This window comes from Lentzea sp. NPDC058450, from assembly GCF_042721395.1.
GTDB lineage: Bacteria > Actinomycetota > Actinomycetes > Mycobacteriales > Pseudonocardiaceae > Lentzea.
Window position 1 is genome coordinate 28,830 of sequence record NZ_JBHXLO010000033.1, and the last position, 25,274, is coordinate 54,103.

Annotated in this window: 22 protein-coding genes; 12 read left to right on the plus strand and 10 right to left on the minus strand. The window is 69.5% G+C overall.

What is annotated here, in order from left to right:
• The first annotated feature begins 56 nt into the window (after positions 1-56).
• The 4 genes from ACFWNN_RS36515 to ACFWNN_RS36530 all read left to right on the plus strand — a co-directional run bounded on the left by ACFWNN_RS36515 (position 57) and on the right by ACFWNN_RS36530 (position 6,410).
• A complete protein-coding gene (locus ACFWNN_RS36515; protein ID WP_382444517.1) occupies positions 57-3,071 on the plus strand; it encodes a GH92 family glycosyl hydrolase in 3,015 nt (1,004 codons plus the stop codon).
• A gap of 81 nt (positions 3,072-3,152) precedes the next feature.
• Positions 3,153-4,811 carry a discoidin domain-containing protein gene (locus ACFWNN_RS36520; RefSeq protein ID WP_382444518.1) on the plus strand — a complete coding sequence of 553 codons (1,659 nt, stop codon included), beginning with the start codon at positions 3,153-3,155 and terminating at the stop codon, positions 4,809-4,811.
• Positions 4,812-4,854: 43 nt separating this feature from the next.
• Positions 4,855-5,934 (plus strand): dihydrodipicolinate reductase, encoded by a 1,080-nt coding sequence (locus ACFWNN_RS36525; RefSeq protein WP_382444519.1) that lies wholly within the window; start codon positions 4,855-4,857, stop codon positions 5,932-5,934.
• Entirely contained in the window at positions 5,931-6,410 is a 480-nt protein-coding gene (locus ACFWNN_RS36530; protein WP_382444520.1) for a carboxymuconolactone decarboxylase family protein, read from the plus strand. Before ACFWNN_RS36525 ends, ACFWNN_RS36530 begins: the two co-directional genes overlap by 4 nt.
• Positions 6,411-6,429: 19 nt before the next feature.
• On the opposite strand, the gene ACFWNN_RS36535 is transcribed toward ACFWNN_RS36530, so the two are convergent.
• Complete coding sequence (locus ACFWNN_RS36535) at positions 6,430-8,043, minus strand: GMC oxidoreductase (RefSeq protein ID WP_382444584.1); 1,614 nt, start codon at positions 8,041-8,043, stop codon at positions 6,430-6,432.
• A 224-nt stretch (positions 8,044-8,267) separates the two neighbouring features.
• Here ACFWNN_RS36535 and ACFWNN_RS36540 point away from each other — a divergent pair, with 224 nt between their 5' ends.
• Positions 8,268-10,193, plus strand: coding sequence for an FAD-dependent oxidoreductase (locus tag ACFWNN_RS36540; RefSeq protein WP_382444521.1), 1,926 nt, complete (start codon positions 8,268-8,270; stop codon positions 10,191-10,193).
• Between the two features lie 187 nt (positions 10,194-10,380).
• Positions 10,381-10,869: a DUF1062 domain-containing protein gene (locus ACFWNN_RS36545; protein WP_382444522.1), complete on the plus strand. Its 489-nt coding sequence runs from the start codon at positions 10,381-10,383 to the stop codon at positions 10,867-10,869.
• On the opposite strand, the gene ACFWNN_RS36550 is transcribed toward ACFWNN_RS36545, so the two are convergent.
• Positions 10,859-11,722 (minus strand): LysR family transcriptional regulator, encoded by an 864-nt coding sequence (locus tag ACFWNN_RS36550; RefSeq protein WP_382444523.1) that lies wholly within the window; start codon positions 11,720-11,722, stop codon positions 10,859-10,861. The two genes, ACFWNN_RS36545 and ACFWNN_RS36550, sit on opposite strands and share 11 nt — an antisense overlap.
• A gap of 75 nt (positions 11,723-11,797) precedes the next feature.
• Between ACFWNN_RS36550 and ACFWNN_RS36555 the strand changes: the two genes are divergently transcribed.
• Together ACFWNN_RS36555 and ACFWNN_RS36560 are read left to right on the plus strand one after the other, a co-directional pair.
• The gene (locus ACFWNN_RS36555) at positions 11,798-12,403 is read left to right on the plus strand and encodes a dihydrofolate reductase family protein (protein WP_382444524.1); all 606 of its coding nucleotides are present in this window, start codon (positions 11,798-11,800) and stop codon (positions 12,401-12,403) included.
• A 96-nt stretch (positions 12,404-12,499) separates the two neighbouring features.
• Positions 12,500-15,460: a TIM-barrel domain-containing protein gene (locus tag ACFWNN_RS36560; RefSeq protein WP_382444525.1), complete on the plus strand. Its 2,961-nt coding sequence runs from the start codon at positions 12,500-12,502 to the stop codon at positions 15,458-15,460.
• Here the strand turns inward: ACFWNN_RS36560 and ACFWNN_RS36565 are convergent.
• Positions 15,438-16,139: a FadR/GntR family transcriptional regulator gene (locus ACFWNN_RS36565; protein WP_382444526.1), complete on the minus strand. Its 702-nt coding sequence runs from the start codon at positions 16,137-16,139 to the stop codon at positions 15,438-15,440. The two genes, ACFWNN_RS36560 and ACFWNN_RS36565, sit on opposite strands and share 23 nt — an antisense overlap.
• Before the next feature lie 141 nt (positions 16,140-16,280).
• Between ACFWNN_RS36565 and ACFWNN_RS36570 the strand changes: the two genes are divergently transcribed.
• Genes ACFWNN_RS36570 through ACFWNN_RS36580 form a run of 3 tightly spaced genes read left to right on the plus strand, consistent with a single transcriptional unit; the run spans position 16,281 to position 20,356 of the window.
• Positions 16,281-17,579, plus strand: coding sequence for an SLC13 family permease (locus tag ACFWNN_RS36570; protein ID WP_382444527.1), 1,299 nt, complete (start codon positions 16,281-16,283; stop codon positions 17,577-17,579).
• A gap of 4 nt (positions 17,580-17,583) precedes the next feature.
• The gene (locus ACFWNN_RS36575; RefSeq protein ID WP_382444528.1) at positions 17,584-18,990 is read left to right on the plus strand and encodes an acyl-CoA synthetase; all 1,407 of its coding nucleotides are present in this window, start codon (positions 17,584-17,586) and stop codon (positions 18,988-18,990) included.
• Positions 18,974-20,356, plus strand: a complete 1,383-nt coding sequence (locus ACFWNN_RS36580; RefSeq protein WP_382444529.1) for a carboxyl transferase domain-containing protein — start codon at positions 18,974-18,976, stop codon at positions 20,354-20,356. Before ACFWNN_RS36575 ends, ACFWNN_RS36580 begins: the two co-directional genes overlap by 17 nt.
• Here ACFWNN_RS36580 and ACFWNN_RS36585 read toward each other — a convergent pair.
• Genes ACFWNN_RS36585 through ACFWNN_RS36610 form a run of 6 tightly spaced genes read right to left on the minus strand, consistent with a single transcriptional unit; the run spans position 20,338 to position 24,113 of the window.
• Entirely contained in the window at positions 20,338-20,502 is a 165-nt protein-coding gene (locus ACFWNN_RS36585) for a hypothetical protein (RefSeq protein WP_382444530.1), read from the minus strand. The genes ACFWNN_RS36580 and ACFWNN_RS36585 overlap by 19 nt on opposite strands.
• 14 nt (positions 20,503-20,516) lie before the next feature.
• On the minus strand, positions 20,517-20,819 hold the full coding sequence (locus tag ACFWNN_RS36590) for a hypothetical protein (RefSeq protein ID WP_382444531.1): 303 nt from the start codon (positions 20,817-20,819) through the stop codon (positions 20,517-20,519).
• A complete protein-coding gene (locus ACFWNN_RS36595; protein WP_382444532.1) occupies positions 20,816-21,994 on the minus strand; it encodes a cation:proton antiporter in 1,179 nt (392 codons plus the stop codon). The genes ACFWNN_RS36590 and ACFWNN_RS36595 overlap by 4 nt, the downstream gene beginning before the upstream one ends.
• Before the next feature lie 5 nt (positions 21,995-21,999).
• Complete coding sequence (locus ACFWNN_RS36600; protein WP_382444533.1) at positions 22,000-22,473, minus strand: cation:proton antiporter regulatory subunit; 474 nt, start codon at positions 22,471-22,473, stop codon at positions 22,000-22,002.
• A gap of 9 nt (positions 22,474-22,482) precedes the next feature.
• Positions 22,483-23,130, minus strand: coding sequence for a response regulator (locus ACFWNN_RS36605; protein WP_382444534.1), 648 nt, complete (start codon positions 23,128-23,130; stop codon positions 22,483-22,485).
• Positions 23,127-24,113, minus strand: coding sequence for a HAMP domain-containing sensor histidine kinase (locus tag ACFWNN_RS36610; RefSeq protein WP_382444535.1), 987 nt, complete (start codon positions 24,111-24,113; stop codon positions 23,127-23,129). The genes ACFWNN_RS36605 and ACFWNN_RS36610 overlap by 4 nt, the downstream gene beginning before the upstream one ends.
• Positions 24,114-24,387: 274 nt before the next feature.
• Here ACFWNN_RS36610 and ACFWNN_RS36615 point away from each other — a divergent pair, with 274 nt between their 5' ends.
• Positions 24,388-24,540: a hypothetical protein gene (locus ACFWNN_RS36615; protein WP_382444536.1), complete on the plus strand. Its 153-nt coding sequence runs from the start codon at positions 24,388-24,390 to the stop codon at positions 24,538-24,540.
• On the opposite strand, the gene ACFWNN_RS36620 is transcribed toward ACFWNN_RS36615, so the two are convergent.
• Positions 24,518-25,171, minus strand: a complete 654-nt coding sequence (locus tag ACFWNN_RS36620; protein ID WP_382444537.1) for a winged helix-turn-helix transcriptional regulator — start codon at positions 25,169-25,171, stop codon at positions 24,518-24,520. The two genes, ACFWNN_RS36615 and ACFWNN_RS36620, sit on opposite strands and share 23 nt — an antisense overlap.
• Positions 25,172-25,274 lie beyond the last annotated feature (103 nt).

The following is a 25,274-nucleotide window of genomic DNA, read 5'->3' on the forward strand; positions in this document are numbered from 1 at the left end:
TCAAAAACCGATAGTCAAAGCCCATGCGCTGTGCAACTGTGTTATCACGGAGCGTGGTGGCAGCCCTGCTGGTCCTCGGTGTCACCACACCACCCGCAACGGCCGTTTCCCTGGTCACAGACCCTGTTTCGCACGTCGACCCGATGATCGGCACGGGCAGCGGCGGCGAGTCGGTCGGCCAGATCAACAACTTCCCCGGCCCCGCCGTGCCGTTCGGCATGCTGCAGTGGAGCCCGGACACACCTGGTGCGTACGCCGGTTATCACTACGACAGCGACAAGATCAGAGGCTTCAGCCTGACGCACGCCTCGGTCGGCTGCACCCAGTACGGCGACGTCCCGATCCTGCCGATCGTCGGCGACATCGGGACAACGCCGTGGAACCGCACGGAGACGTTCTCGCACAGCACCGAAACGGCGAAGGCCGGCGAGTACGCGGTGACGCTGGCCGACTCGAACGTCCGCGTCGACATGACGTCCGCGACCCGCACCGGGCTGTCGTCCTACACGTTCCCGGCGACCGACCAGGCCCGCGTCCTGATCAAGGCGGGCGCGAGTCTCAACGGCAACAAGGCCGCGTCCCTGCGCACCACCGGCGACCGGACCGTGGTCGGATCCGCGACCACGGGTGACTTCTGCGGCAAGCAGCACAGCTACACCGTCCACTTCGCGCTGGAGTTCGACCGTCCTTTCACGACGGTCGGCAGCTGGGACGGCACCACGGTCAAGCCCGGCACCCTCGACGTCTCCGGCCCGCGCTCCGGCGGCTACCTGACGTTCGACACGCGCACTGACCAGACCGTGAAGGCCAAGGTCGCCATCTCGTTCGTCGGCACCGAGGGCGCGCAGAACAACATGCGCTCCGAGATCCCCGGCTGGGACCTCGCTCCGATCAAGACGGCGGCCAAGAAGCTCTGGCACGACAACCTGTCGCGCATCCAGGTCGGCGGCGGCACCCCCGAGCACCTGCGGACGTTCTACACCGCGCTCTACCACTCGCTGCTGTACCCGACGACGTTCAGCGACGTGGACGGCCGGTACATCGGCTTCGACAACCAGATCCACGCGGTCCGCGCACCGCAGAAGGTCCAGTACGCCAACTTCTCGCTCTGGGACACCTACCGCTGCCTCGCCGCGCTGCAGGCGTTGCTGCGCCCGGACATCGCGAGCGACCTGGCGCAGTCGCTGGTCAACGACGCCGAGCAGTTCGGCTGGCTGCCCAAGTGGCCGGTGATGAACTCCGAGTCCGGCGTGATGAGCGGCGACAACGCCACCCCGTTCCTGGCGTCGCTGCACGCGTTCGGCGCGCGGAACTTCGACACCGCGAAGGCGTTGCAGTACATGCTGAAGGGCGCGACCACCCACGCCCCGCCGGGCTTCGCCTACCAGCAACGGCAGGGCGTGGTGGACTACCAGAAGTTCGGGTACGTGCCCAACGACCGCTCGGAGCAGGGCCACGTGCGACTCGGCGGGTCGCAGACGCTGGAGTACGCGGTCGACGACTTCGCGCTCTCCCGGTTCGCTGCCGCCACCGGCAAACCCGAGGTGGCTCGCACCTATGCGGCGCGCGGCCAGAACTGGCAGAACGTCTTCGACGGCGGCACCGGCTACCTGCGGCCCAAGGACAGCACCGGCGCGTTCCCGGCGGGTCCCGGCTTCGTGCCGCCGAAGCCCGGCCAGTTCGGGCAGGACGGCTTCGACGAGGGCAACGCCGCGCAGTACAACTACCTCGTCCCGCAGAACATGGCGAGCCTGATCACCGCGATGGGCGGCCGTGACGCCGTCAACCAGCGCGCCGACGTGTTCTTCAAGCAGCTCAACGCAGGCCCGAACGTGCCGTACCAGTGGTCGGGCAACGAGGTCGACTTCGCGACGCCGTGGCTCTACGACTACACCGGGCAGCCCTGGAAGACCCAGGAGGTCGTGCGCCGCATCCAGACGCAGCTCTTCTCGGCCACCCCGAACGGCGAACCGGGCAACGACGACCTCGGCGCGCAGTCGTCCTGGTACGTGTGGGCCGCGCTCGGCGCGTACCCCGTCACGCCCGGCACGACCGACCTGGCGCTCGCCAGTCCGTTGTTCCAGAAGGCCGTGATCCACCTGGCCAACGGCCGGAAGATCACGATCAACGCCCCCTCGGCCGCGGCGGACAAGCCGTACGTCCAGAAGCTCACCCTCAACGGCCGGACCTGGAACAACACCGCGCTGCCGGCCTCGATCCTGCGCGACGGCGGCACGCTCGACTTCGCGCTGTCCGCGCAACCGAACCGCACCTGGGCGACGACCTCGCCGCCACCGTCCTATTCGGAGGGTCAGAAGGGCGCGATCGGCTACACCAGCCCGACCGGCCAGGTCGTCGCGACGCAGGGCACGTCATTCCCCGCCACCATCGGCACGGTCGACGCCGACGGCCGCGCGGACACCGTGCGCTGGACCGCCAAGCCACCACCGGGCATCACCGTCACCCCGTCGTCCGGCGTGCTGAACGGCCAGCCGCAGCAGGTGACGATCGCCGTCGCGGCCGACACCCCGTCCGGCTACCACCCGGTGCCGATCACCTTCGACGACGGCGCCCTGCCCGGCGGCACGATCACCGTCACTGTCGCCGCGGCGGACGGCAGGGCCACGACGTGCGTGACCCTCTCCGCCACCGACACCGAGTGCGGCCTCCAGCGCCGGGACAACGACGACGGCCGCAGCGAACCGGTCGACGGCGGCCGCAGAACCCTCAACCCGTACCTGTACTTCGCCGTCACCGACGACCTCGTCCCACCCGGCTCGGCCCACACCGCGACGATCACCGTCGACTACCTCGACCAGGGCACGACCACCTGGAACGTGCAGTACGACTCGACGACCGAGGCCTACCGGGGCAGCCAGTCGGTGACCAACACCGGCACCGGCACGTGGAAGCAGGCGACATTCACACTGCCCGACGCCGGGTTCGGCAACCGGCAGAACGCCGCCTCCGACTTCCGGCTCTCCACCGGCCCGGGGTTCGTGATCGGCAAGGTCCAGGTGGCGGTCTCCGGCGGCACGGTCCTGCCCATCCACCTCTGTCCGGGGACCTAGGAATCCCGGTTCGTCAAATTCTTGCGTGATCCTGTTCACATCTTGCACTCTGGAGTCGAATCGCCGACAAAGGAGTTCGCGATGTCCCTGTCACGCCGAACACTGCTCAGCACCGCGCTCGCCGTTCCCGCGCTGGGGGTCCTGCCGGCCCCGGCGCGGGCGGCCGGCCCACCCGGCGACGTCGTCGGCAAGATCACCGTCGGGTACCAGGGCTGGTTCGCCTGCCGGGGAGACAACTCCCCCCTCGACGGCTGGTGGCACTGGAACAACGACTGGAGCCGGCCGCCCGCGCCCCCGACCAGCTCGATCGTCGCCTGGCCGGACGTCCGCGACTACACGCGCACGTACCAGACCGCGTTCGCCAACCTGAACGACGGACGCCCCGCGACGCTGTTCTCCAACTACGACCGCCAGACCGTCGACGTGCACTTCCAGTGGATGCGCGACCACAACATCGACACGGCGGCGTTGCAGCGCTTCAACCCGACCGGCGGCGAGGGCCCGATCCGCGACGCCGTCACCGCGCACGTCCGGCCGGCGGCCGAGGCGACCGGCCGCAAGTTCTACATCATGTACGACGTCACGAACTGGACGAACATGCAGTCTGAGATCAAGACCGACTGGCTGAACAAGATGTCCGCGTACACCTCCTCCCCCGCCTATGCGCGGCAGAACGGCAAGCCCGTCGTCTGCATCTGGGGCTTCGGCTTCAACGACCCGGGCCGGCCGTTCGCACCGGAGCCGTGCCAGGACGTGATCAACTGGTTCAAGGCGCGCGGCTGCTACGTGATCGGTGGCGTGCCCACGCACTGGCGACTGGAGATCGAGGACTCGCGGCAGGGCTTCGCGAACGTCTACCGCAGCTTCGACATGATCTCGCCGTGGATGGTCGGCCGGATCGGCACGCCCGCGGACACGGATCGCTTCTACACCAACGTGAACCAGCCCGACCAGGCCGAGTGCAACGCGCGCGGGATCGACTACCAGCCGTGCGTGCTGCCGGGCGATGTCGGGTCGCGCCAACGGTTGCACGGCGACTTCATGTGGCGGCAGTTCTACAACATGGTCCGCCTGGGCGCGCAGGGCATCTACATCTCGATGTTCGACGAGTTCAACGAGGGCAACCAGATCTGCAAGACCGCGGAGACGCAGGCCGACGTGCCCGCCGGGTCCGGGTACCTGGCGCTGGACGAGGACGGCACCCGCTGCTCGGCCGACTACTACATGCGCCTCACCGGCGACGGCGGCCGGATGCTCAAGGGGCAGATCGCACTCACGGCGATCAGGCCCACCCAGCCGTGGCTCGGCGGCCCGCCCACCCCGGACGTCGACCTGGCCGCCGGGCGCCCGACGACGCAAAGCTCGCAGACCCAGCACTACGGCAGCGGGTTCGCCGTCGACAGCGACCCGCACTCGTACTGGGAGAGCGCGAACAACGCGTTCCCGCAGTGGCTCCAGGTCGACCTCGGCTCCGCCGCCGCGCTCGAACGGGCCGTGCTCACGCTCCCACCGAACCCCGCGTGGGGCAGGCGCACCCAGACCGTGACGATCGAGGGCAGCACGAACGGTCAGCAGTTCAGCCCTCTGGCAACCCAGACCGGGTACGTCTTCGACCCCGCGACGGGCAACTCCGCGACGGCCACGCTGCCGGGCACGCAGGTCAGGTACGTGCGGCTCACGTTCACCGGCAACACCGGCTGGCCGGCCGGGCAACTCGCGGGGCTGAAGCTCTACACCTGATGGACCCTTGAAAACTGAAACGTGTTCTAGTTACGCTACCCGCATGATCGCCACAGTGGTGTGGGGCACAGGGAACGTGGGCCGCAGCGCGATTCGCGCCGTCGAGGCTCATCCGGGGTTGAAGCTGACGGCCGTGATCGTGCACAACCCCGAGAAGGCCGGCCGGGACGCGGGTGAGCTCGCCGGACTCGGCTACGAGCTCGGAGTCGCGGCCACCACCGACATCGACGCGGTGCTGGCCGCGAGTCCGCGCGCGGTCGTGTACGCCGCCTCCGGCGACATCCGGCCGGACGACGCCCTCGCCGACATCACGAAGGCGATCAGGGCGGGCGCGGTCGTCGTCACGCCGTCGCTCTACGCGCTCTACGACCACCGCAGCGCGCCGCCGGAGCTTCGAGAACCAGTTCTAGCCGCGATCAAGGAAGGCGGCGGGTCGCTGTTCGTGTCCGGCGTGGACCCGGGCTGGGGCAACGACGTGCTGCCGTTGATCGTGAGCGGCCTCGGCCACACCATCGACGCGGTGCGGTGTCAGGAGATCTTCGACTACTCGACCTACGACCAGCCCGACGCGGTGCGGTGGCTGATCGGGTTCGGGCAGCCGCTCGACTACCAGGCACCCATGATCATGCCGACCGTCCCGACGATGATCTGGGGCGGCCAGATCCGGCTGATGGCGCGGGCTTTGGGCGTCGAGATCGAGGAGATCCGCGAGACCGTCGACCGGCGTGCGCTGGACGAGACGGTGACGACGCGGACCATGGGCGAGTTCGAGCAGGGCACGCAGGGCGCGATCCGGTTCGAGGTGCAGGGCATCGTCGGCGGCGAGCCGTTGATCGTGATCGAGCACGTCACGCGCATCCACGCCTCGTGCGCCACGGACTGGCCGATGCCGCCGTCCGGCGACGGCGCGCACAAGGTGATCATCGAGGGACAGCCGCGCATCGAGGTGTCCGTCGAGGCCGTGGACGAGGGCGAGAACCGGTCCGCGGGCGGCAACGCCACGGCGGTCGGCCGCATCGTCAACGCCCTCGACTGGCTGGCCGAGCAGGAACCCGGCCTGTACGACGCGCTCGACGTCCCGTTGCGGCCGGTCGCCGGCAAACTCGGAAGGGGCAGGCCGTGAACATCGACATCCCCGAGGGCAAGGACCCCATCGGGTACGTGTGGGGCGAACTCGTGCCGGGCATCGGCATGGCCGCGGCCACCCTCTCGCTCGCCGTCTACCAGCACACCACGCTGGGACTGCGCGAGTTCGAGGCGGCCCGGCTGCGGATCGCGCAGATCAACGGCTGCATGTTCTGCCTGGACTTCCGCACCGAACGCGACGGCGTGAAGGTCGAGGAGGAGTTCCTCGAGGCGGTGACCCAGTGGCGCACCACCGGCGCACTCGACGACCGGGCGAAGCTGGCCGCGGAGTACGCCGAGCGGTACGCACTGGATCACCACGGTCTCGACGACGAGTTCTGGGCGCGGATGACCCAGCACTACACGCAGGTGGAGATCGTGGAACTCACGATGAGCGTCGGGGCCTGGCTCGTGTTCGGCCGGTTGAACCGGGTGTTCGGCCTCGACGCGATGTGCGTGCTGCCGAAGTTCTGACCGGTCCTGAGTGGACTGCTCAGAAGTCGGTGGCGATGATCTTCTCGATGTTCCTCTCGGCGAGCGCCGTGATCGTGACGAACGGGTTCACCACGGTGCTGCCGGGAATCAGCGACCCGTCCATGACGTACAGGCCCGGATACCCCTGCAGGCGGCCGTAGTTGTCGGTCGCCCTGCCGAGGATCGCGCCGCCCAGCGGGTGGTACGTCAGGTGGTCGCCCCAGATCTTGTACACGCCGAAGAGGTCGGTCCGGTAGATCGTCCCCTCCTTCGAGTTGATCTTGTCGAAGATGGACTTCGCCGCGTTGATCGAGACCTCCTTCCACGACGTCTGCCAGTTCAGCTCGGCCTTGCCCGTGGAGGCGTTCCAGGTGAACTGGGCGCGGTTCGGCGTCTTCGTGATCGACAGATAGAACGACGCGTAGGTCTCGATGCCGGTCGGAAGTGGCGCCACCTCGGCGAAGGCGCCGCCCGCGGCCCAGTTGTCGATGCCCAGGGTCGGGATGGACGACTGCAGCGATCCGGTCGCGTCCCACATGTGGTTCGCGCGGCCGCACATGACGTTGCCGTTGTCGCCCCAGCCCTTGCCGACCTCGCCGTTCAGGTTCGGCAGAGCTCCAGTGGCCTTGAACTTGACCAGGAGCTTGCTGGTGCCGACGCTGCCCGCCGCGAAGAACACCTTCGCCGCGGTGACCTCCTTGGTCGTCACCACGTCACCGGTGGTGTTGAGCTGCTCGATGGTGACCTTGTACCCACCGGTCGCCGGCCGGACGTCGATGACCCGGTGCAGCGGTGAGATCGTGACGCGACCGGTCGCCCTGACCTTGCTGAGGTAGGTCTTCTGCAGCGACTTCTTGCCGTAGTTGTTGCCGAACAGGATCTCCCCCGCCAGCGCCGACTTCGGCACCGTCCCGGCGGCCTCCTGCTCCATGTAGTTCCAGTCGTACACGGTGGGCACGAAGACGTACGGGAAGTTCGACCGCTGGGCGTGCTTCCGGCCGACCCGCGCGTACTGGTAGGCCGGGGTCGAGTCGAACCAGGCCGCCCTGATCAGGCCGACGCCGAGCTCCACGTTCGCCCTCGGGTAGTAGGTGTTGTACATCTCGTCGGCGTTCACCGTCGGCAGCACGTCGGCGAAGTTCTCGCGCTTGGGCGTGACGGCCATGCCGCCGTTGACGAGCGAGCCGCCGCCGACGCCACGTCCCTGGTAGACGGTGATGCCGGGGAACTCCTCGGCGTCGAGGATGCCCGTGTACTTCGGGATGTTCTTGTCGATCGGGATGCCCAGGAAGTGGCTCAGCGGCTGCTTCGTCTTGGTCCGCAACCAGAAGGACCGCTGATCCGGGGTCGTGGTGTTCGCGAAGATCTTCCCGTCCGAGCCCGGGGTGTCCCACGCCATGCCCATCTCGACCATGTGGACGTCGACACCGGCCTGGGCGAGCCGCAGGGCCGTCACGCTGCCGCCGTAGCCGGTGCCGATCACCAGGGCGGGAACGACTGCCGCGTCGGAGATCGAGGCCGCCGCCCGTGCCACCGGAGCGACACCCCCGAGGGCGACTGCCCCAAGAATAGAACCTGTTCCAGCTATGAACGAACGTCGTGAAGGACCTTCAAAACCGTTGTCACACGTCATTGTGTGGGTCATGTGATCTTCCTCACTGTGGGCGCATGAGAACAAGTTATACCGGCGGTTGTAGATCAAGTCACTACCTGGTAGTCCCGGTTCCCTCGGGGAGCGCAGTGCTGGTGACGGCTCTGACGTCGAATTTCGGGACGCTCGCGGACAACCCGGACGGCCCAGCGCGAGCACACGATCCGGGAATGTTCGGGCACGGATGGTTGCCCGACAATCGAGCGATGCCTTCGGTATCTGGTGGTGAGGACGCGAGACCGAGCGTCCTGGTGGTGGGTGCGGGTGTGGCCGGCCTGACGGCGGCGCGCGAGCTGCGCGACCTGGGTCATCCCGTGGTCGTCCTGGAGGCGCGGGACCGCGTCGGCGGCCGGATCTGGACCGACGGGCACGGGGTCGACCTGGGCGCGCACTGGATCCACGGCACGGACGGCAACCCGATCACGGAACTGGTCGAGGACCTCGGCATCCCGTACAGCTACGTGGGCGGGGACAGCGCCTACACCGGCGGGTTCGACAGCCTCGACCTGTTCGGAGCGGACCGCAGGGCCGTCAGTCACCGCTACAAGAGCCGGACGCTGGAACTGGCCGACGAGGTGCTGCACGAACTGGAACACCGCGCCGCGCTGGCCCGCAAGGCCGACCACCCGGACAGCTCGCTGGGTGAGGCGATGACGGCCGTGCTGGCCGAACGCCGGTTGTCCCCCGAGGACGAACAGGCCGTGCGGTACCACCTGAACGTGATCCTGCGCGAGGACGCGGCGGAGGATCCGGACAAGCTCTCCCTGAAGCACTGGGAAGAGGGCTATCTCGTCTACGGGTACGGCGACAGCACGTTGCACCAGGGCTACCAGTCCGTTGTGGACGCTCTGGCCGACGGGCTCGACGTCCGGCTCGGGCACGTGGTCACGCGCGTCGAGGAAGGGCGCGTGACCACGGACCAGGGCGTGTTCGAGGCGAACAAGGTGCTGGTCACGTTGCCGTTGGGCGTCCTGAAGGCGGGTGCGGTCGAGTTCGTGCCGCCGCTGCCGGAGGCCAAGCGGTCGGCGATCGAACGGCTCGGGTTCGGCACGCTCAACAAGATCGCGCTGCACTACGACGAGCCGTTCTGGCCGCGCGAGCAGTACGTGTTCGGGTACCTGTGCCGCGACACCGACCGCCACCCCACCGTCGTGATCAGCATGTGGAAGTCGCACGGCAAGCCGATCCTGGTGATGCTGCTCGGCGCCTCACTCGGCCGGGAGGTGGAGACCTGGTCCACAGAGGACGTTTCCGCGTACGCCACCTCGGTGGTCCAGGACCTCTTCGGGGAGGACGCACCGGCACCGGTTAGCGTCTCGCGCACGGCTTGGTCGTCAGACCCGTACGCGCTGGGTTCCTACACCTGCATCGGCGTCGGGTCGTCGTCGAAGGACATCGCGACACTCGCGGAACCGGTCGGCTCGCTGCACTTCGCCGGCGAGGGCACGAATCCGTACCACTGGGGCTGCGTGCACAGCGCGTACGAGACGGGGTTGCGCGAGGCAGCGCGGATCAGCGGGAACTCGGAGCTCTACACGCCGCCGAGCGCGGGCAAGTCGCGGGCTCAGTCGCGCAACACCGACCGGATGCTGCGGTTCGTGCGGATGCGGATGAACCACATCACCGAGCCCGAGCTCGTCGAACGGGTGGCGTGCCTGAGGGAGAGTGCCGACCCCCACGGCGTGCGGTTGTTCTCCGCGCTGGCGGACTCCGAACTGGAGACGCTCGCGTCGATGTTCGACGAGATCCCTTACACGACAGGCGACACGTTGTTCCACGAGGACGACGAGGCGCACGGCGTGTTCCTGGTGGCGTCCGGGCGGATCGAGATCGACTTCGGCGGGATCTACGACCGGGCGGTGCTCGGCCGGGGCGCGCTGCTGGGCCACTACGACATGTTCTTCAACGCCCGCACCACGTCCGTGACGGCGCTGACAGACGACGTGGTGGTGTTCTACCTCGACCACTACCGCTATCAGAGCTTCCTGTACGCGTTCCCGGACGTGATGATGCTGATGCTCTCCGACCTCGTGACGCGGTGGGAGCAGCTGGAGACCGCGCTGGGCGCCACGACCCTCCCGAAATTGAGTGGAATGGTGCCGCCCCAGGCCGTTACGGTCCTGCCCGACTGAGTCGTCGAGGCAAGGACGCACCGTTGTACATCTCTTGAGTCTTCCCAAGCGCTGGTCTTCGTTGCGCGTCGCTCATTGAGCGTCGTGCTCCCTTTGCTGCGGATTTCTCACCGAACGGTGTACTCCTGTGCTCTTCACCTGGGCCGTCGTGCCCACCTGTCTTCCTGCTGTCCGCCGACGTTGTCACGTGTGCGCGTCCGACCGGTTCCGGCCGAGCGGCAAGTTCCGGGTCAACGCCAACCACAAGGTCCTCGACGCCTGGCTCCTCGTGCTCTGCGAGGGGTGCGGGGACACGGCCAAGCTCACGATCTTCGAACGCGCGCACGTCCGCACGGTCCGTCCGGCGTTGCTGGAACGGTTGCACGTCAACGACCTCACGCTGGTACCCGAACTGTTGAAGGACCCGGTGCTGCTGAAGCGCAACCACGTCTCCCTCGACTGGGAGGGCGCGTGGCGGCTCGACACCGGCGGCTCGGATCACCTGGACCTGGAGGTGATCGACGTGGCGGTGCGGTTCGAGGCGCGCATCCCGGTCCGGCCGGTGCGGCTGATCGCCGACGCGTGCGGACTGACGCGCGGTGAGGTCGAACGGCTCGTCGCCGAGGGCAGGGCGGTGTCGGCGATCCGGTTGACCGGCAAGGTCACCGGCGACTTCACCTTCACCCTCAAGCGCTGAACGACTCGCTCAGCGCCGTGAGTGCGGCGGCCACGCCCGGAGGATCGGGCGGGTCGCCGTACGTCACGGCGTGGATCTCGCGGTGGAAGCCGGCGAGCTCGCTGGCCTCGACGTCGGGGCGGCGGTGCGCCTGCAGTCCCAGTCCGGCCAGGATCGCGACGCCCGCTCCGGCGGCGACCAGCGCCTGCACCACGACCATGTCGTCGCTGTGGGAGGCGATCCGCGGCGCGAAGTCCTCGCTGCGGCACACCGTCTCCAGCTCGGCCTGGCACGCGTCGCAGCCGCCGATCCACGGTGAGTCGTGGTGGTTCGCGAGGTTGTCGTCCTTCTGCCTGCTGATCAGGTAGATCGGGTCGTCGCCGAGGTGGACGAACCGGAAGCCGGCCTCCCTCGGTTCCCCGGGGTGCCGGAAGACGACGGCGATCTCGATCTCGCCGAGGCGCAGCATCTCCAGCGCCTCGACGGGGTGCCGTTCGATCAGGCCGAGTTCGAGCCCCGGATGGCGTTCGGCCAGCTTCGCCGCCGCGCGCGGGACGATCGTCGCGGCCGTCGAGGCGTTGGCCGCGACCCTCACCCGGCCCGCCTGGAGTCCGGCGTGGGCGGCGAGTTCCGCGGTGGCGGCGTCGACCCTGCCGAGGATCTCGGCCGCGCGGTTCGCGAGCAGCTGTCCTTCCGGCGTGAGGCGGATGCCGCGGCCGACCCGCTGCACGAGCTGCACGCCCGTGGCCGCTTCGAGTCTCGCCAGGTGGTGGCTCACCGACGGCTGGGAGTAGTGCAGCCGGTGCGCGGCCTCGGTCACCGAGCCGTACCGGGCCACCGCCGCCAGCACCTTGAGGTGCACGAGGCTGAGCATTCATCGAGGCTATCAATGTCTCTGCCTCGGTTTTGGCATTGGACGTCATGAATCCGGCGGGCCAGGCTGGGGTGCATGACCAAGGTGACGTGCGATCTCTCGATCTCGCTCGACGGCTACTCGGCGGGGCTCGGCCAGGCCGAGGACCGGCCGTTCGGGGACGACGGCGGCGACGGCTGGGGCAGCGTGCTGCACGCGTGGGTCGAGGACGCCGACGAGATGAAGTGGCAGATGGACCGCCTCGCCGAGACGAAGGCGTTCATCATGGGGCGCAACATGTTCGGCCCGGTGCGCGGTTCCTGGGACCGCGAGTGGAACGGGTGGTGGGGGCCGAACCCGCCGTACCACGCGCCGGTCTTCGTGCTCACCCATCACGCGCGGGAGCCGCAGCCGATGGAGGGCGGCACGACGTTCCACTTCGTCACCGACGGACCTGCCGCCGCCTTCGACCTGGCCCGGGAGGCGGCCGGCGACGGGAACATCTCGATCCACGGCGGCGCGTCGACCATCAACCAGTACCTCGGCCTGGGGCTGATCGACGAGCTGCGGCTGCGGATCGTGCCGGTCACGCTCGGCGCCGGGACGCGGTTGTTCGACGGCGTTCCCGGGCTGCGGCTCGAGCAGACGTCGTCGCGCGCCGGGGACGCGTTCACGCATGTGACGTACCGGGTGGTGCGCTGACTGGCCTCTTGATCGCTCCACATCCTCAGGCCAAGGTGAGAGGTGTTCACGTCCTTGAACACCTCGGCAGCCAACGGCGTCAGACGAGGAGCACGGATGCGGAAACGCGCGCTAGTCCCCCTGCTGGCACTACTCACCCTGGGTCTCCCGGCCCCGGTCACCGCCCAGCCCAACGGCACGGTGATCTCCGGTCAGGCCCGGTTCCAGGTCCTCTCCCCCACTCTCGTCCGGTCGGAATTCGCCGGTGATCGCCGCTTCGAGGACCAGGCGACTTACAACGTTGTAAACCGCACTTTTCCCAGAACCGCCTACACCTCTCGGGTCTCCGACGGATGGCTGACGATCACCACCTCGGCGCTGACCCTGCGGTACCGGGTGGGCTCCGGGGCGTTCCGCGCGGACAACCTCGAACTGAAGACCGGTGGCACGACCGCGTCCCCGTGGCGGCGGGTGGTCTGTGCGACCGGGCAGCTGTGCGAGGCCGAGGACACCGCCCGCGAGGGCCTGCTGGTGGCGGCCGACCATCCCGGCGCCACGGGATCGGGTTTCGTCGCCGGGTTCACCTACCGGAACAACGGGATCACGGCGACCGTGCGGGCATCGGCCGCCGGCCGGCACCGCGTGGTCGTGAAGTACGCGAACGGACAGGGCGGCGACGGCAAGCACGAGAACCGCACGCTGAGCCTCTCCGTCGACGGTCAGGCGCCCCGGCAGATCACCCTGCCTCCCACGGCGAACTGGAACGACTGGAAGCAAGTGTCCGCGGACGTCGACCTGACGGCCGGTGAGCACCGCGTCGCCTTGACCCGCGGTGCCGCCGACTCGGGCAACGTCAACGTCGACAGCTTGGCGTTGCTGAGCGGGGACCAGGGTTATCCGACGGTCCGGACGATCGACGACTGCCGGTTCGGCACGACCTGCGAGGCCGAGAACGGCGTGGTGAGCGGCGCGGCGAAGATCGCGGACGAGCACGCGGGGTTCGCGGGCACCGGGTTCGTCGCCGAGCTCGTCGGCGGCACGCGGCTGACCCAGCGGGTGTCGAGCGTTCCGGCGGGCACGCACCCCGTGACGTTCCGGTACGCCAACGGGGTCGGCGGCGACGGCAGGCACGAGCCGCGGACCGTGCTGGTCAACGGCCAGGCCGTCACGCTGCCGGTCACGGCCGACTGGAAGACGTGGGCCACCGCGACGGCGCAGATTCCGTTGCCGGCGGGCACTTCCGATCTGACCGTCACCTGTCCGGACGCCGGGTGCCACGTCAACCTCGACACGATCGGCATCAGCAACTCGGTGCAGCACCTGGCGCTCGGCGGCTACCGGCGTTCGCTCGACGGCTACACCGGCAACAACGGCGACCCGCAGCTCACGCCCGGCCTGCTGTACCGCGACGGCTGGTACCTGCTGGACGACACGCCTTCGGCACTGCGCAACGGAACCCCGCGCGGGGACCGGGGCGCGCAGCCGTACCAGGACGGGTACGTGTTCGGCTACGGCACGAACTACAAGGCGGCGCTGGGTGATCTGGCAGCGCTGACCGGCGGTCCGAAGGTGTTGCCGCAGTGGGCTTACGGCGTCTGGTACTCCGAGTACATCGACCGCACGGCCGCCGACTACCGCGACCGGATCCTGCCCGCGTTCCGGCAGCACGGCGTCCCGTTGGACGTCCTCGTCGTCGACACCGACTTCAAGGCGCACAACCTGTGGAACGGCTGGCGGATGGACCAGGCGAAGTTCCCCGACCCGCAGGGGTTCCTGGACTGGGCGCACGGCGAAGGCCTGCACAGCACGTTGAACATCCACCCGAGCATCCAGGGCGACGACCCCGACTTCGCGCAGGCCCAGGCCACCGCGAAGGGCAAGCTGGCGCGCGGTTCCTGCACGAACTGCTACGTGTTCGACTGGGCCGACCCGGACCAGCTGCGGGCGTACGTGGAGCTGCACCGGAAGATGCCGACGGACTTCTGGTGGCTCGACTGGTGTTGTGACGGCTCGGGTTCGTCGCTGCGCGGCGTCACGCCGGACACGTGGATCAACGAGCAGTACTCGAAGATGGGCTCGTTCGCGTTCTCGCGCGGGTTCGGGTCGTTGCAGGCGGGCGGCTACAGCGGCTCGGGGCCGTTGCCGACCGGGCCGTGGGCGGAGAAGCGCACGACGCTGCACTTCACCGGCGACACCTCGTCGACGTGGGGCACGCTGAAGGCGACCATCGGCTACACCTCGGCCGAGGGCGTGGCGACGGGCATGTCGAACATCAGCCACGACATCGGCGGGCACAACGACACGACCGGGCTGCGCGGGTCGGAGCAGTACCTCGACAACGGGCAGCTCCGCTGGACCACCAAGCTGCCGGACGACCTGTACGCGCGGTGGGTGCAGCTCGGCGCGTTCCAGCCGATCACCCGCCTGCACAGCAACCACGGCGACCGCCTGCCGTGGCAGTACGGGCCGGCCGCGCAGGCGTCCGCGACGAAGTTCCTGAACCTGCGCGAACGGCTCGTGCCGTACCTGTACTCGGTGGCGGAGCAGGCCGGGCGGACCGGTGTGCCGATGGTGCGTCCGGCCTATGTGGAGTATCCGGGTTCACCGGAGGCCTACTCCACTGTGGACAGCCAGTTCCTGCTGGGGCCGGACGTGCTGGTCGCGCCGATCACCACGCCCGGTGACGTCGGTTCGACGCGCGTGTGGTTCCCGCCCGGCCAGTGGACAGACTACTTCACCGGCCAGGTGTACCAGGGCAACACGTGGGCGACGGTCAGCGCCGGGCTCGACACCATGCCGGTGTTCCTGCGGGCGGGTGGCGTGCTGGTCGAGCGTTCGGCCGACGTCGCGCACGACGTGGCGGGCGGGCGGTTGACCGTGCACGTGACGGCGGGCGCGTCCGGCGAGTTCACGTTGCACGAGGGCAACGGGAAGCGCACCCGGATCATCCAGTCGCGCGACCACCTGCTGGTGCTCTCGGCGTCCAAACGGGACTGGACGGTCGTGGTGCACGACGGTGGCTCGACCCGGACGGTGCGGGGGTCGGGCGGTGTGATCAGTCTTCGGGCACCCAGGTGAGCAGCCGGACCTTGGCCACGGTCCGGACGTGCTTGCGCATCGCGGCGGCGGCCTTCTTCGCGTCGCCCGCCGCGATGGCCTCGTAGATCGCCGTGTGCTGCGCCAGTGACCGGGAGGGACGCCCCGGCTGGCGCAGCGACTCGGTGCGGCTCTCGGTGATCTGCTGGGCGATGGTCTTCATGAAGTCGGCCAGCAGTGAGCTGTGCGCCGCGGCGGTGACGGCGGCGTGGAAGCGGCGATCCCCTTCCACGCCGTTGTCGCCGTTAGCGATCTCGTCGCGCATGTAGTCGAGGGCTTGGCGGATCGTTTCGAGCTCGTCTTCGGTGCGACGTTCGGCGGCGAGCTCGGCGAGTTTCGTCTCCAGCGCCTCGCGGGCCTCCAGCACCTCCGGGAGGCGCTTGCGGCGTTCGACGAGCTGCTCGACCGGTTCGACGTCGAGGGTGTCGCGCACCAGGTAGGTGCCGCCGCCGTGGCGTGCCTCGACCAGGCCCTGGACCTCCAGGACCACGATCGCCTGCTTGACCGACGCGCGGCTGACGCCGAGGCTCGCGGCCAGGTCGCGTTCGGCGGGCAGCTTGTCCCCCGCTTTGAGCTTTTCCTCGGTGACGTAGGCGCGCAGCCGTTCGAGCACCTGCTCGTACAGGCGGGACTTCACCATCGGCCTCAGCGCCTCGGACATACCGGCCAGAATAACCGGTCAAGTGGCTCAGCCACTAGGCCACCTCTTGACAGCTGCTCGACAGTGGGCGGAAAGTGGCTGAGCCACTCGGCCACTGTTGCTCTGGCCGCCACCGGACAGCCCCAACGACGGGAGCCCTGCATGTCCGCCGAACTGATCTCGATACTCGTGCTGGTCGTGGTGTTCGTCATCGCCACGACCAGGTCGATCAACATGGGTGCGCTCGCCTTCGCCGCCGCCTTCGGGGTGGGCACGCTGGTCGCGGACATGAAGACCGACGACATCTTCAAAGGCTTCCCCGGCTCGCTGTTCGTGGTGCTGGTCGGGGTCACGTTCCTGTTCGCCATCGCCCGCGCCAACGGCACCACGGACTGGCTGGTGCACATGGCGATCCGGGCCGTGGGCGGGCGGATCGCGCTGATGCCGTGGGTGATGTTCGCGATCACCGGCGTGCTGACGGCGATCGGCGCGGTGAGCCCGGCGGCCGTCGCCATCGTCGCCCCGATCGCGATGGGCTTCGCGGCCAAGTACCGGATCAACCCGTTGCTGATGGGTGTGATGGTGGTGCACGGCGCGCAGGCCGGCGGGTTCTCGCCGATCAGCATCTACGGGACGATCGTCAACGGCATCGTGGCGAAGGAAGGCCTGCCGGGCAACGAGATCGTGCTGTTCCTGGCCAGCCTCGTGGTCAACCTGCTGATCGCGGCCGTGGTGTTCGTGGTGCTGGGCGGGATGAAGCTGGCTCGCCAGCCGCTGTCGACGCCTGCGCTGGTGAGTGCCGGCGGGAGCGGTAGCGGTGACACCCCCGGCGAGGACGTTTCCCCTGCCGACGAGCGGGTGTCCCTGACCGCGCCGCGCCTGGCCACCCTGCTCGGCCTGGCCGCCCTCGTCGTCGCGGCTCTCGTGTTCGACCTCGACGTCGGCCTCGCCGCCATCACGGTCGCCGTGCTGCTCAGCGTCGTGTGGCCGGAGACCTCCAAGACGGCCATCACCCAGATCACCTGGCCGACCGTGCTGCTGATCTGCGGCATCCTCACCTACGTCGCCGTCCTGCAGACCATGGGCACGATCAAGTGGGCGGGCGACTCGGTGGCCGGCGTCGGCGCTCCGCTCCTCGCGGCGCTGCTGATCTGCTACATCGGCGCGATCGTGTCGGCGTTCGCCTCGTCGGTCGGCATCATGGGCGCGTTGATCCCGCTGGCGGTGCCGTTCCTGTTGCAGGGCGAGGTGAGCGCGGTCGGCCTGATCGCGGCGCTGGCGGTGTCGGCGACGGTGGTCGACGTGAGTCCGTTCTCCACCAACGGCGCGCTCGTGCTGGCGGGTGCGCAGGACGTGGATCGCGACAAGTTCTTCAAGCAGTTGATGGTCTACGGCGGGATCATGGTCGCGGCAGCGCCGCCGCTGGTCTGGCTCGCCCTCGTCGTCCCGGGAATCTGGTGAGTCGATGTTCGCCTTGCAGTCCGACCGCGTCGCCCTCCGCTTCGGCGACCGAAGCCTGACCCACGCCGAACTCCGTTCGTGCGCCGGTGCGCTGGCCCGTCAGCTCGACGGGCACGCGCGGGTCGCCGTCTGGGCCACCCCGACGATCGAGACCTGCGTGGCCGTCGTGGCCGCGTTGCTCGCTGGGGTGCCCGCCGTGCCGCTCAACCCCAAGGTGGGCGAACGCGAACTCGCGCACATCGTGTCCGACAGCGCACCCTCGTTGGTGCTCGCGGCCCCCGGGACCGTTCTTCCCGCGGGCTTGGCTTCGGTGCGGCGCTTGGACGTCACGCTCGACGGTTCGGACTCCGAGCCGTTCGCGGATCCCGGCGACGAGGCTCCGGCCCTGATCGTCTACACCTCGGGGACGACCGGTGCGCCCAAGGGAGTGGTGCTGCCGCGGCGGGCTCTGGAGTCCACTTTGGACGCGGTGGCGCAGGCGTGGCAGTGGACCTCGGCGGACGTGCTGGTGCACGCCTTGCCGTTGTTCCACGTGCACGGGCTGATCCTCGGCGTGCTCGGCCCGTTGCGGCAGGGCGGGACGCTGCACCACCTGGGCAAGTTCTCCACCGCCGCGGTCGTGGAGGCGCTGAACGGCGACGGCACGATGATGTTCGGCGTTCCGACGATGTACCACCGGATCGCCGAGGAGGTCGGAGGCAGTCCCGGCTTGGGGCAGGCTCTCGGCCGGGCGCGGCTGCTGGTGTCGGGCTCGGCCGCGCTGCCCGTCCGCGACCATGAACGGATCGCCGCCGCGACCGGCCAGCGCGTGGTCGAGCGGTACGGCATGACCGAGACGCTGATGAACACCAGCGTCCGCTTCGACGGCGACCGCAGGCCAGGCACGGTCGGCGTACCGCTGCCGGGCGTCGAGGTGCGGCTCGTTGACGACGCGGGCGGAGCTTTGTCCGACGTCGGCGCGATCGGCGAGATCCAGGTGCGCGGCCCGAACCTCTTCACCGAGTACCTGAACCGGCCCGACGCGACCGCCGAGGCGTTCGCGGACGGCTGGTTCCGCACCAGCGACGTGGGCACGCGCGACGACGACGGCTACTACCGGATCGTCGGCCGCAAGGCCACGGACATCATCAAGAGCGGCGGCTACAAGATCGGCGCGGGCGAGATCGAGAACGCCCTGCTGGAACACCCGGCCGTCAAGGAGGTGGCGGTGACCGGCGAGCCCGACGACGACCTGGGCGAGCGGATCGTCGCCTGGGTGGTGCCCGCCGGCGCCGAGCCGTCGCCCGACGACCTCGCCGACCACGTGGCCCGGCTGCTCACCCCGCACAAGCGGCCGCGGCTGGTGCGGTTCGTGGAGTCGTTGCCGCGCAACGACATGGGCAAGGTGATGAAGCGTGCCCTCGGAACGTGAGTCGGCGCGCGAGCTGATCGGGAGGGTGGCGTCGGCGTTCGCCGAGCTGCCGGACGGCGAGTGCGGCGGCGCGAACGGCCCGCTCGGGTCGCCCAACGCCACCGATCCCGGCGTGAACGGTCCGCTGGCCTGGCCGGGCTACGGCGACCAACTCGCCAAAGCCACCTCCCTCACCGGCGAACACGAGTCCGTCGTGTGCGGGGTCGCCGACCTCGGAGGCACCAGCGCCGTGGTCATAGCCTTCGAGTTCGGGTTCCTCGGCGGATCGCTCGGCACCCGCACCGGCGCCCGCATCGAACAGGCCTTCACCCACGCCCGCGCCCACCGCCTCCCGATCGTGTCCCTGGTAGCGACCGGCGGCAGCCGCATGCAGGAGGGCACGCTCGCCCTCCTCCAACTCCCCCGCATCGCCCGCCAGCTCACCCTGACCCGCGAAGCCGGCCTGCCGCACATCGCCGTGCTGCGCGATCCCACCACCGGCGGCGGGTGGGCGACGCTCGGCGCCGGTGCCGACGTCGTGCTGGGACTGCGCGGCGCCCAGGTCGGGTTCGCGGGGTCGCGGGTGCGGCCACCGGGGTACTCGGTGACGCAGCAGTTCGCGGCCGGGCTGGTCGACCAGCTGCTGCCGTCCGACGAGCTGCCCGGCAGGCTCCACCGCTGGCTCCGCCTGCTCACCACGCCGGGCGCCGAGGCACCGGTACCGCGAGCGCTGGGGCAGAACGCGCTGCCGCGCACGGGCTGGGACGCGGTGCTCAACGCTCGCACGCTCGGTCGTCCGCGCGCGAAGCAGTACCTCGCCTCCTACTTCGACTGGCACGAGCCGATCAACGGTGACCGGGCCGGTGGCGTCGATCCCGGGGTGCTGTGCGGGTTCGGGCACCGCAAAGGCAAGACGTTCGCCTACGCCGCGCAGTGCGGCACGGCCACCCGACCGGCCGGGTTCCGCACGGCCGCGCGGCTCGTCCGGCTGGCGGACCGCCTGGGCGTCCCCGTCCTCACGCTCGTGGACACGCCGGGTGCGGCCAACGACGCGGCGGCCGAGAAGACGGGGGTGGGAGCGGCGATCGCCGACCTGTTCACCGCGATCGCGGCGGCGACCGTGCCGGTCACGACGCTGGTGATCGGCGAGGGCGGATCCGGTGGGGCGCTGGCGTTCGCCGCGCCGGATCGGATGTGGGTCACCCCGGACAGCTACTTCGCGGTGATCTCCCCCGAGCTCGCGACCGCGATCCTGAAACGGGATCCGGCGCAGGCCCGCCGGACGGCCGACCAACTGCGGCTGCGGCCGCAGGACCTGGTCGAGCTGGGCGTGGCGCAGGGGATCGCCCAGCCCGACCAGTCCGTCGATCAGGCCACAGCGATGTAGAGGAACGCCAGAAGCGAACTCGGGACGCAGATCGTGACGAGCCCGACGACGCCGTAGAACGGCTCTTTCTTCTGCACCATCGCGACCAGAGAGCCGACGCCGACGAGCACGGACGCGACGAGCAGCAGCAAAACGACATACGACATGGACAGTCCTCAGGTCAGGGGAACGTGGAGTCGGGAGCCGCCGCGAACGGCGGTGCCCGGCTCGACCTGTGACCTGCGGAAGTGCCTTCCGCGCTGTCCGCGCACGCCACCTCGGCGGTGGTCCGTGCGACGGGCGGGCGCGGGCCCGTCGTGACGCCGACCAGTGCCCAACACGCGTCCGGGGAACCTGTCGCGTGCACGTGCACCGCCGAGACCGGGGCGTTGAGCCCCGATCCCGGTTGGTCGGCCGCCGTGTCGCGGGCGCTCGTTCCGACGAACGCCAGCACCAGGGCCAGCAGGAGTGCCGGCCACCTCATCCAGTCGCTGCCCGCCTGCGCCGGAGGAAGAACTCGCCGACGGGTTCCACGTACCGCGCCGCGATCGGGCCGATGATCGCCATCAGCAGCACGTACGCGGTCGCCAGCGCGGCCAGCTGTTCGCTGACGTGTCCGGACGCGACCGCGAGCCCGGCGATGACGATCGAGAACTCCCCGCGCGCCACCAGCGCGGCGCCCGTTCTGGCCCGGCCCATCGGCCCGATGCCCTGTCTGCGCGCGGCCCACCAGCCCGTGCCGACCTTCGTCAGCGTGGTGATGATCGCGAGCACGACCGCCATGAGCAGCACCGGCGGGATCGTGCGCGGGTCGGTGTTCAGGCCGAACACCACGAAGAACATCGCGGCGAACAGGTCGCGCAGCGGTTCCAGCAGGCGGGTCGCGTTCTCGGCGGTGGAACCGGAGATCGCGATGCCGAGGAGGAACGCGCCGACCGCGGCGGACACCTGGAGCTCCGACGCGATGCCGGCGACGAGCAGTGCGGAGCCGAGGAGCTTGAGCAGGAACACCTCGTGGTCGGGACTGTCCACGATGGCCGAGATGACCCGGCCGTACTTCAGCGCCACCACGAGCACGATGGTGATCGCGAGCAACGAGATGCCGACGCTGGTGAGCCCGCCCCAGAAGCTGACGCCCGCCAGCACGGCGGTGAGCACCGGCAGGTAGACGGCCATCGCCAGGTCCTCGAACACCAGCACCGAGAGGATCACCGGTGTCTCGCGGTTGCCGAGCCTGCCCAGGTCGCCGAGGACCTTCGCGATGATGCCGGACGACGAGATGTACGTGACGCCCGCCATCGCCAGTGCGCCGACGGGTCCCCAGCCGAGCATCAACGCGACGATGGCGCCGGGTGCCGCGTTGAGCACGATGTCGAGCAGACCGGCCATCCACGACTTCTTCAGGCCGGTCGTCAGTTCCGAAGCCGAGTACTCGAGGCCCAGCAACAACAGCAGCAGCACCACGCCGATCTCGCTGGCGAGGTGGGTGAACTCCTCGATGCCGTGCAACGGGATCAGCCCGCCGGAGCCGAACGCCAGGCCGCCGACGAGGTAGAGCGGGATCGGCGAGATGCCGAATCTCCACGCCACGCGGCCGAGCAGGCCCAGTCCGAAGAAGACCGCACCCAGTTGGATGAGCGCGATCGTTGTGTCGTGCACTGTGGTCAGCCGCCCGTCAGGATGTCCGCGGCGGTGTCGAGACCTTCCGCGGTGCCGACGACGACCGCGAGATCGCCGTTCTCGAACTGGAAGTCAGGGCCCGGCGAGGGGTGCGCGTTGCCTGCCCGCACGACCGCGACGATCGACGCGCCGGTGCGGGTGCGCAGCGCGGTGTCGCCGAGCGTGCGGAGTGCGAACGCCGTGACCGGCAGCTGCCTCGTCGTGATCCCGGCGATGTCGCGGTGCTGCCGGTCGAGCTGCGACACGAGCTGCGGCGCCCCGAGCAGACCGGCGAGCGTGCCCGCCTCCTCCGGCGCGAGCGGGATCGACGCGGCGGTGGCGTCCGGGTCGTCCTGTTTGGACAGGATCAGCTCGAACTTGCCGTCGCGGTAGGAGATCACGCCGATCCGGCGGCCGGAACGGATGGAGAAGTCCTGCCTGACCCCTATGCCGGGCAGGGGCGTCACTTCGACGTTCACTCGTGGTTCCTAGGGTTCGATGAGCCCGGCGCGGATCGCGTACCGGGTGAGCTCGAGGCGGTCCTTGAGCCCGAGTTTCTGCAGCAGGTTGGCCCGGTGCCGCTCGACGGTCTTGACGCTGATCACGAGCATGTCCGCGATCTCCTTGGAGGAGTAGCCCTCCGCGACCAGCTTGAGGATCTCCTCCTCGCGATCGGTGATCGCCTTGGCCGGGAACCCGTTGCCCTCCTTGGCGCGGTCCAGGTAGTTGCGGATCAGCGAGTTCACCGCGCCGGGGTAGAGGAACGGCTCGCCGCGCATGGCCGACCGGCACGCCTCCACCAGGTCCCGGTCCGCGACCGACTTGAGCACGTACCCCGACGCGCCCGCCTTGAGCGCCTCGAAGAAGTACTGCTCGTTGTCGTACATGGTGAGGATGAGGATCCGCAGGTCCGGCAACAGCCTCGACAGCTCGCGCGCGGCCTGCAGCCCGGTGAGGCGCGGCATCGCGATGTCGAGGATCGCCAGGTCCGGCAGGTCCTTGCGCGCCTTGGTGATCGCCTCGGCCCCGTCCCCCGCCTCCCCGATCACCTCGAGGTCGGGTTCGTTGTCGAGGATCATCCGCACGCCGCGCCGGACGAGCGCGTGGTCGTCCGCGAGCAAGATCCGCACGGTCATTCGCTCTCCCCCTTCGCCTTGACGACGAGCCTGACCTCGGTCCCGCCGTTCGGCGCGCCTCCCACGGACAGGTCGGCGCTGATCAGCAACGCGCGTTCGCGCATCCCCCTGATGCCCGCGCCTTCCGGACTCGTGCCGATCCCCTGGCCGTTGTCGCGCAACCTCAGCTCCACCCGGGACGGTCCTGCTTTCAGGCTCAGCTCCACCGCGTCCGCGTCCGTGTGCCGCACGGTGTTCGTGAGCCCCTCCTGCGCGACCCGGTAGACCACCAGCTCGGTCTCGGCGTCGAGCGCGGGCAGGTTCTTGTCGAACGACCGCTTGATCGCGAGCCCGGTCGGTTCGGAGATCTCGTTGGTGAGGGCCTTCAGCGCGCTCACCAGCCCCAGCTCCTCCAGCACGCCGGGCCGCAGCCGCCGGGCGATCCGGCGGATCTCGTCCAACGTGCTGCGCGTCGTCTCCTGCACCTGGTGGAGCTCTTCCCGCATCTCCGGCGGCGACTGGTCGGCCACCCGCTTCAGACTCAGCAACACCGCCGTGAGCGACTGCCCCACCTCGTCGTGCAGCTCCTGCGCCACCCGCCGCCGCTCCGACTCCTGCGCGGACAACGCGATGGCCGAGCTGTACCCGCGCTCGGCCTCCAGCCGGTCGATCATGCTGTTGAACGTGGTGATCAGCTCGGCGATCTCCCCGTGCCCCGTCGCCTGCAACCGCGGCCCGGGCTTGAGCAGGTCGATCGTCGTCATGGCCCGCGTCAGCCTGCCGAGGGGCGCGAGTCCGACCCTGATCAGCGCGGCGTTGGCGATCAGCATCACCACCAGCCCCGCCGCCAGCACCAGCATCTCGCGCGACAACGCCGGCGTGGACACCGTGGCCGGCCCGAACACCAGCAGGGCGGCCGCTACGGCCAGAACCAGGGCGTTGAGCAGGAAGATCCGCCCGAACAACGACACACGAGCCGCCTCTCCGTGATCACTTCCCGCCACGCCTGCGAGGCTGACGGGCGGGGGCGCCACCTGTCCATCCGTGGCAACACCCATGTTCGCGGGGTGACGGCATGCGCGCCGGTCGGCGGGCCGCGGGAGGGGCGAGGGTGGCGACACTCACGGCCGCAGGAGGTCGGTGCGGGTGCCGGCACCCACGTCCCCGCGCCTTCTGAGCAGCTCCCCCGCCCCAGGTTGGGTGCCGCGACCGATCGCCAAACCGGACATATCGGATGCACCGTGGACGTGACGCCCTCAAGCCCCTCGGAGGCGCCCGATGAACACCGCCACGAAGTCCCGCACCTGGCCGTTCCACGCGATCGCACTCGCGCTCGTCGCGGCCGGCCTGCTCCTCCCGCACGCCCTGCTGGTCGCCGCCGGCCTGATCCTGGCCGGGTCGGTCGCCCTCAGGCCGCGCGCGGAGCGGTGAAGACGCGCAGGAACGTGTCCAGCAGCTTGCGGCGGCCGGTCAGCTCGACCGCGCCGTCGCGGGCCGCGTGCACGACCGCGCGGAACGACGGCAGCTCGTCGTCCTCCAACTGAGGCGTGATCACGAGGTCCGCCTCGACCGGTGAGGGTCCGAGGCCGGTGCTCAACACCCCGTCGGTGATCACGGCGTGCACGACGGAGTCGCGGACGTGGAGTTCCCAGGCCGCGGTCAGGCCGGCCGCCTGTTCCGGGCGGAACGCGGCGCGCATGTTCAGCGCCATGCCTTCCGGGGTCACGCGGTCGCCCGGCTGCGGGTCGCCCAGTTGCGTCGCGCCCCAGCGGGCCAGCGACAGGAGTGCGGGCTCCAGGGATCGGCCGACGTCGGTGAGCGCGTAGACGACTCCCCGCGCGGGCGCGGGGGCCACCTGGCGTTCGACGATGCCCTGCTGTTCCAGCTCCTTCAACCGCGTGGCCAGCACGTTCGTCGGGATGCCCGCCAGGCCCGTCTGGAGTTCGGTGTAGCGGTGCGGGCGCACGAGCAGGTTGCGCACGATCAGCATGGCCCACCGCTCGCCCACCAGTTCCAGGGCGCGGGCGAGGCCGCAGTACTGACCGAAGTCGCGTCGCTTCACGCCCAAACCATAGCAAGCTTGCGTCGACGTATCCAGCTGCGCGATGTAGAGCACACTTGCAAAAACGAAGTGAACAGGCCTACCGTCGTCGCATTGCCCGCTC

What these genes read in the sequence shown, in the direction of transcription:
- ACFWNN_RS36520 (WP_382444518.1), top strand. Translation starts at nt 3,153, where the DNA reads ATGTCCCTGTCACGCCGAACACTGCTCAGCACCGCGCTCGCCGTTCCC.
- ACFWNN_RS36525 (WP_382444519.1), top strand. Translation starts at nt 4,855, where the DNA reads ATGATCGCCACAGTGGTGTGGGGCACAGGGAACGTGGGCCGCAGCGCG.
- ACFWNN_RS36535 (WP_382444584.1), bottom strand. Translation starts at nt 8,043, where the DNA reads ATGACGTGTGACAACGGTTTTGAAGGTCCTTCACGACGTTCGTTCATA.
- ACFWNN_RS36540 (WP_382444521.1), top strand. Translation starts at nt 8,268, where the DNA reads ATGCCTTCGGTATCTGGTGGTGAGGACGCGAGACCGAGCGTCCTGGTG.
- ACFWNN_RS36550 (WP_382444523.1), bottom strand. Translation starts at nt 11,722, where the DNA reads ATGCTCAGCCTCGTGCACCTCAAGGTGCTGGCGGCGGTGGCCCGGTAC.
- ACFWNN_RS36555 (WP_382444524.1), top strand. Translation starts at nt 11,798, where the DNA reads ATGACCAAGGTGACGTGCGATCTCTCGATCTCGCTCGACGGCTACTCG.
- ACFWNN_RS36560 (WP_382444525.1), top strand. Translation starts at nt 12,500, where the DNA reads ATGCGGAAACGCGCGCTAGTCCCCCTGCTGGCACTACTCACCCTGGGT.
- ACFWNN_RS36565 (WP_382444526.1), bottom strand. Translation starts at nt 16,139, where the DNA reads ATGTCCGAGGCGCTGAGGCCGATGGTGAAGTCCCGCCTGTACGAGCAG.
- ACFWNN_RS36570 (WP_382444527.1), top strand. Translation starts at nt 16,281, where the DNA reads ATGTCCGCCGAACTGATCTCGATACTCGTGCTGGTCGTGGTGTTCGTC.
- ACFWNN_RS36575 (WP_382444528.1), top strand. Translation starts at nt 17,584, where the DNA reads ATGTTCGCCTTGCAGTCCGACCGCGTCGCCCTCCGCTTCGGCGACCGA.
- ACFWNN_RS36585 (WP_382444530.1), bottom strand. Translation starts at nt 20,502, where the DNA reads ATGTCGTATGTCGTTTTGCTGCTGCTCGTCGCGTCCGTGCTCGTCGGC.
- ACFWNN_RS36590 (WP_382444531.1), bottom strand. Translation starts at nt 20,819, where the DNA reads ATGAGGTGGCCGGCACTCCTGCTGGCCCTGGTGCTGGCGTTCGTCGGA.
- ACFWNN_RS36605 (WP_382444534.1), bottom strand. Translation starts at nt 23,130, where the DNA reads ATGACCGTGCGGATCTTGCTCGCGGACGACCACGCGCTCGTCCGGCGC.
- ACFWNN_RS36615 (WP_382444536.1), top strand. Translation starts at nt 24,388, where the DNA reads ATGAACACCGCCACGAAGTCCCGCACCTGGCCGTTCCACGCGATCGCA.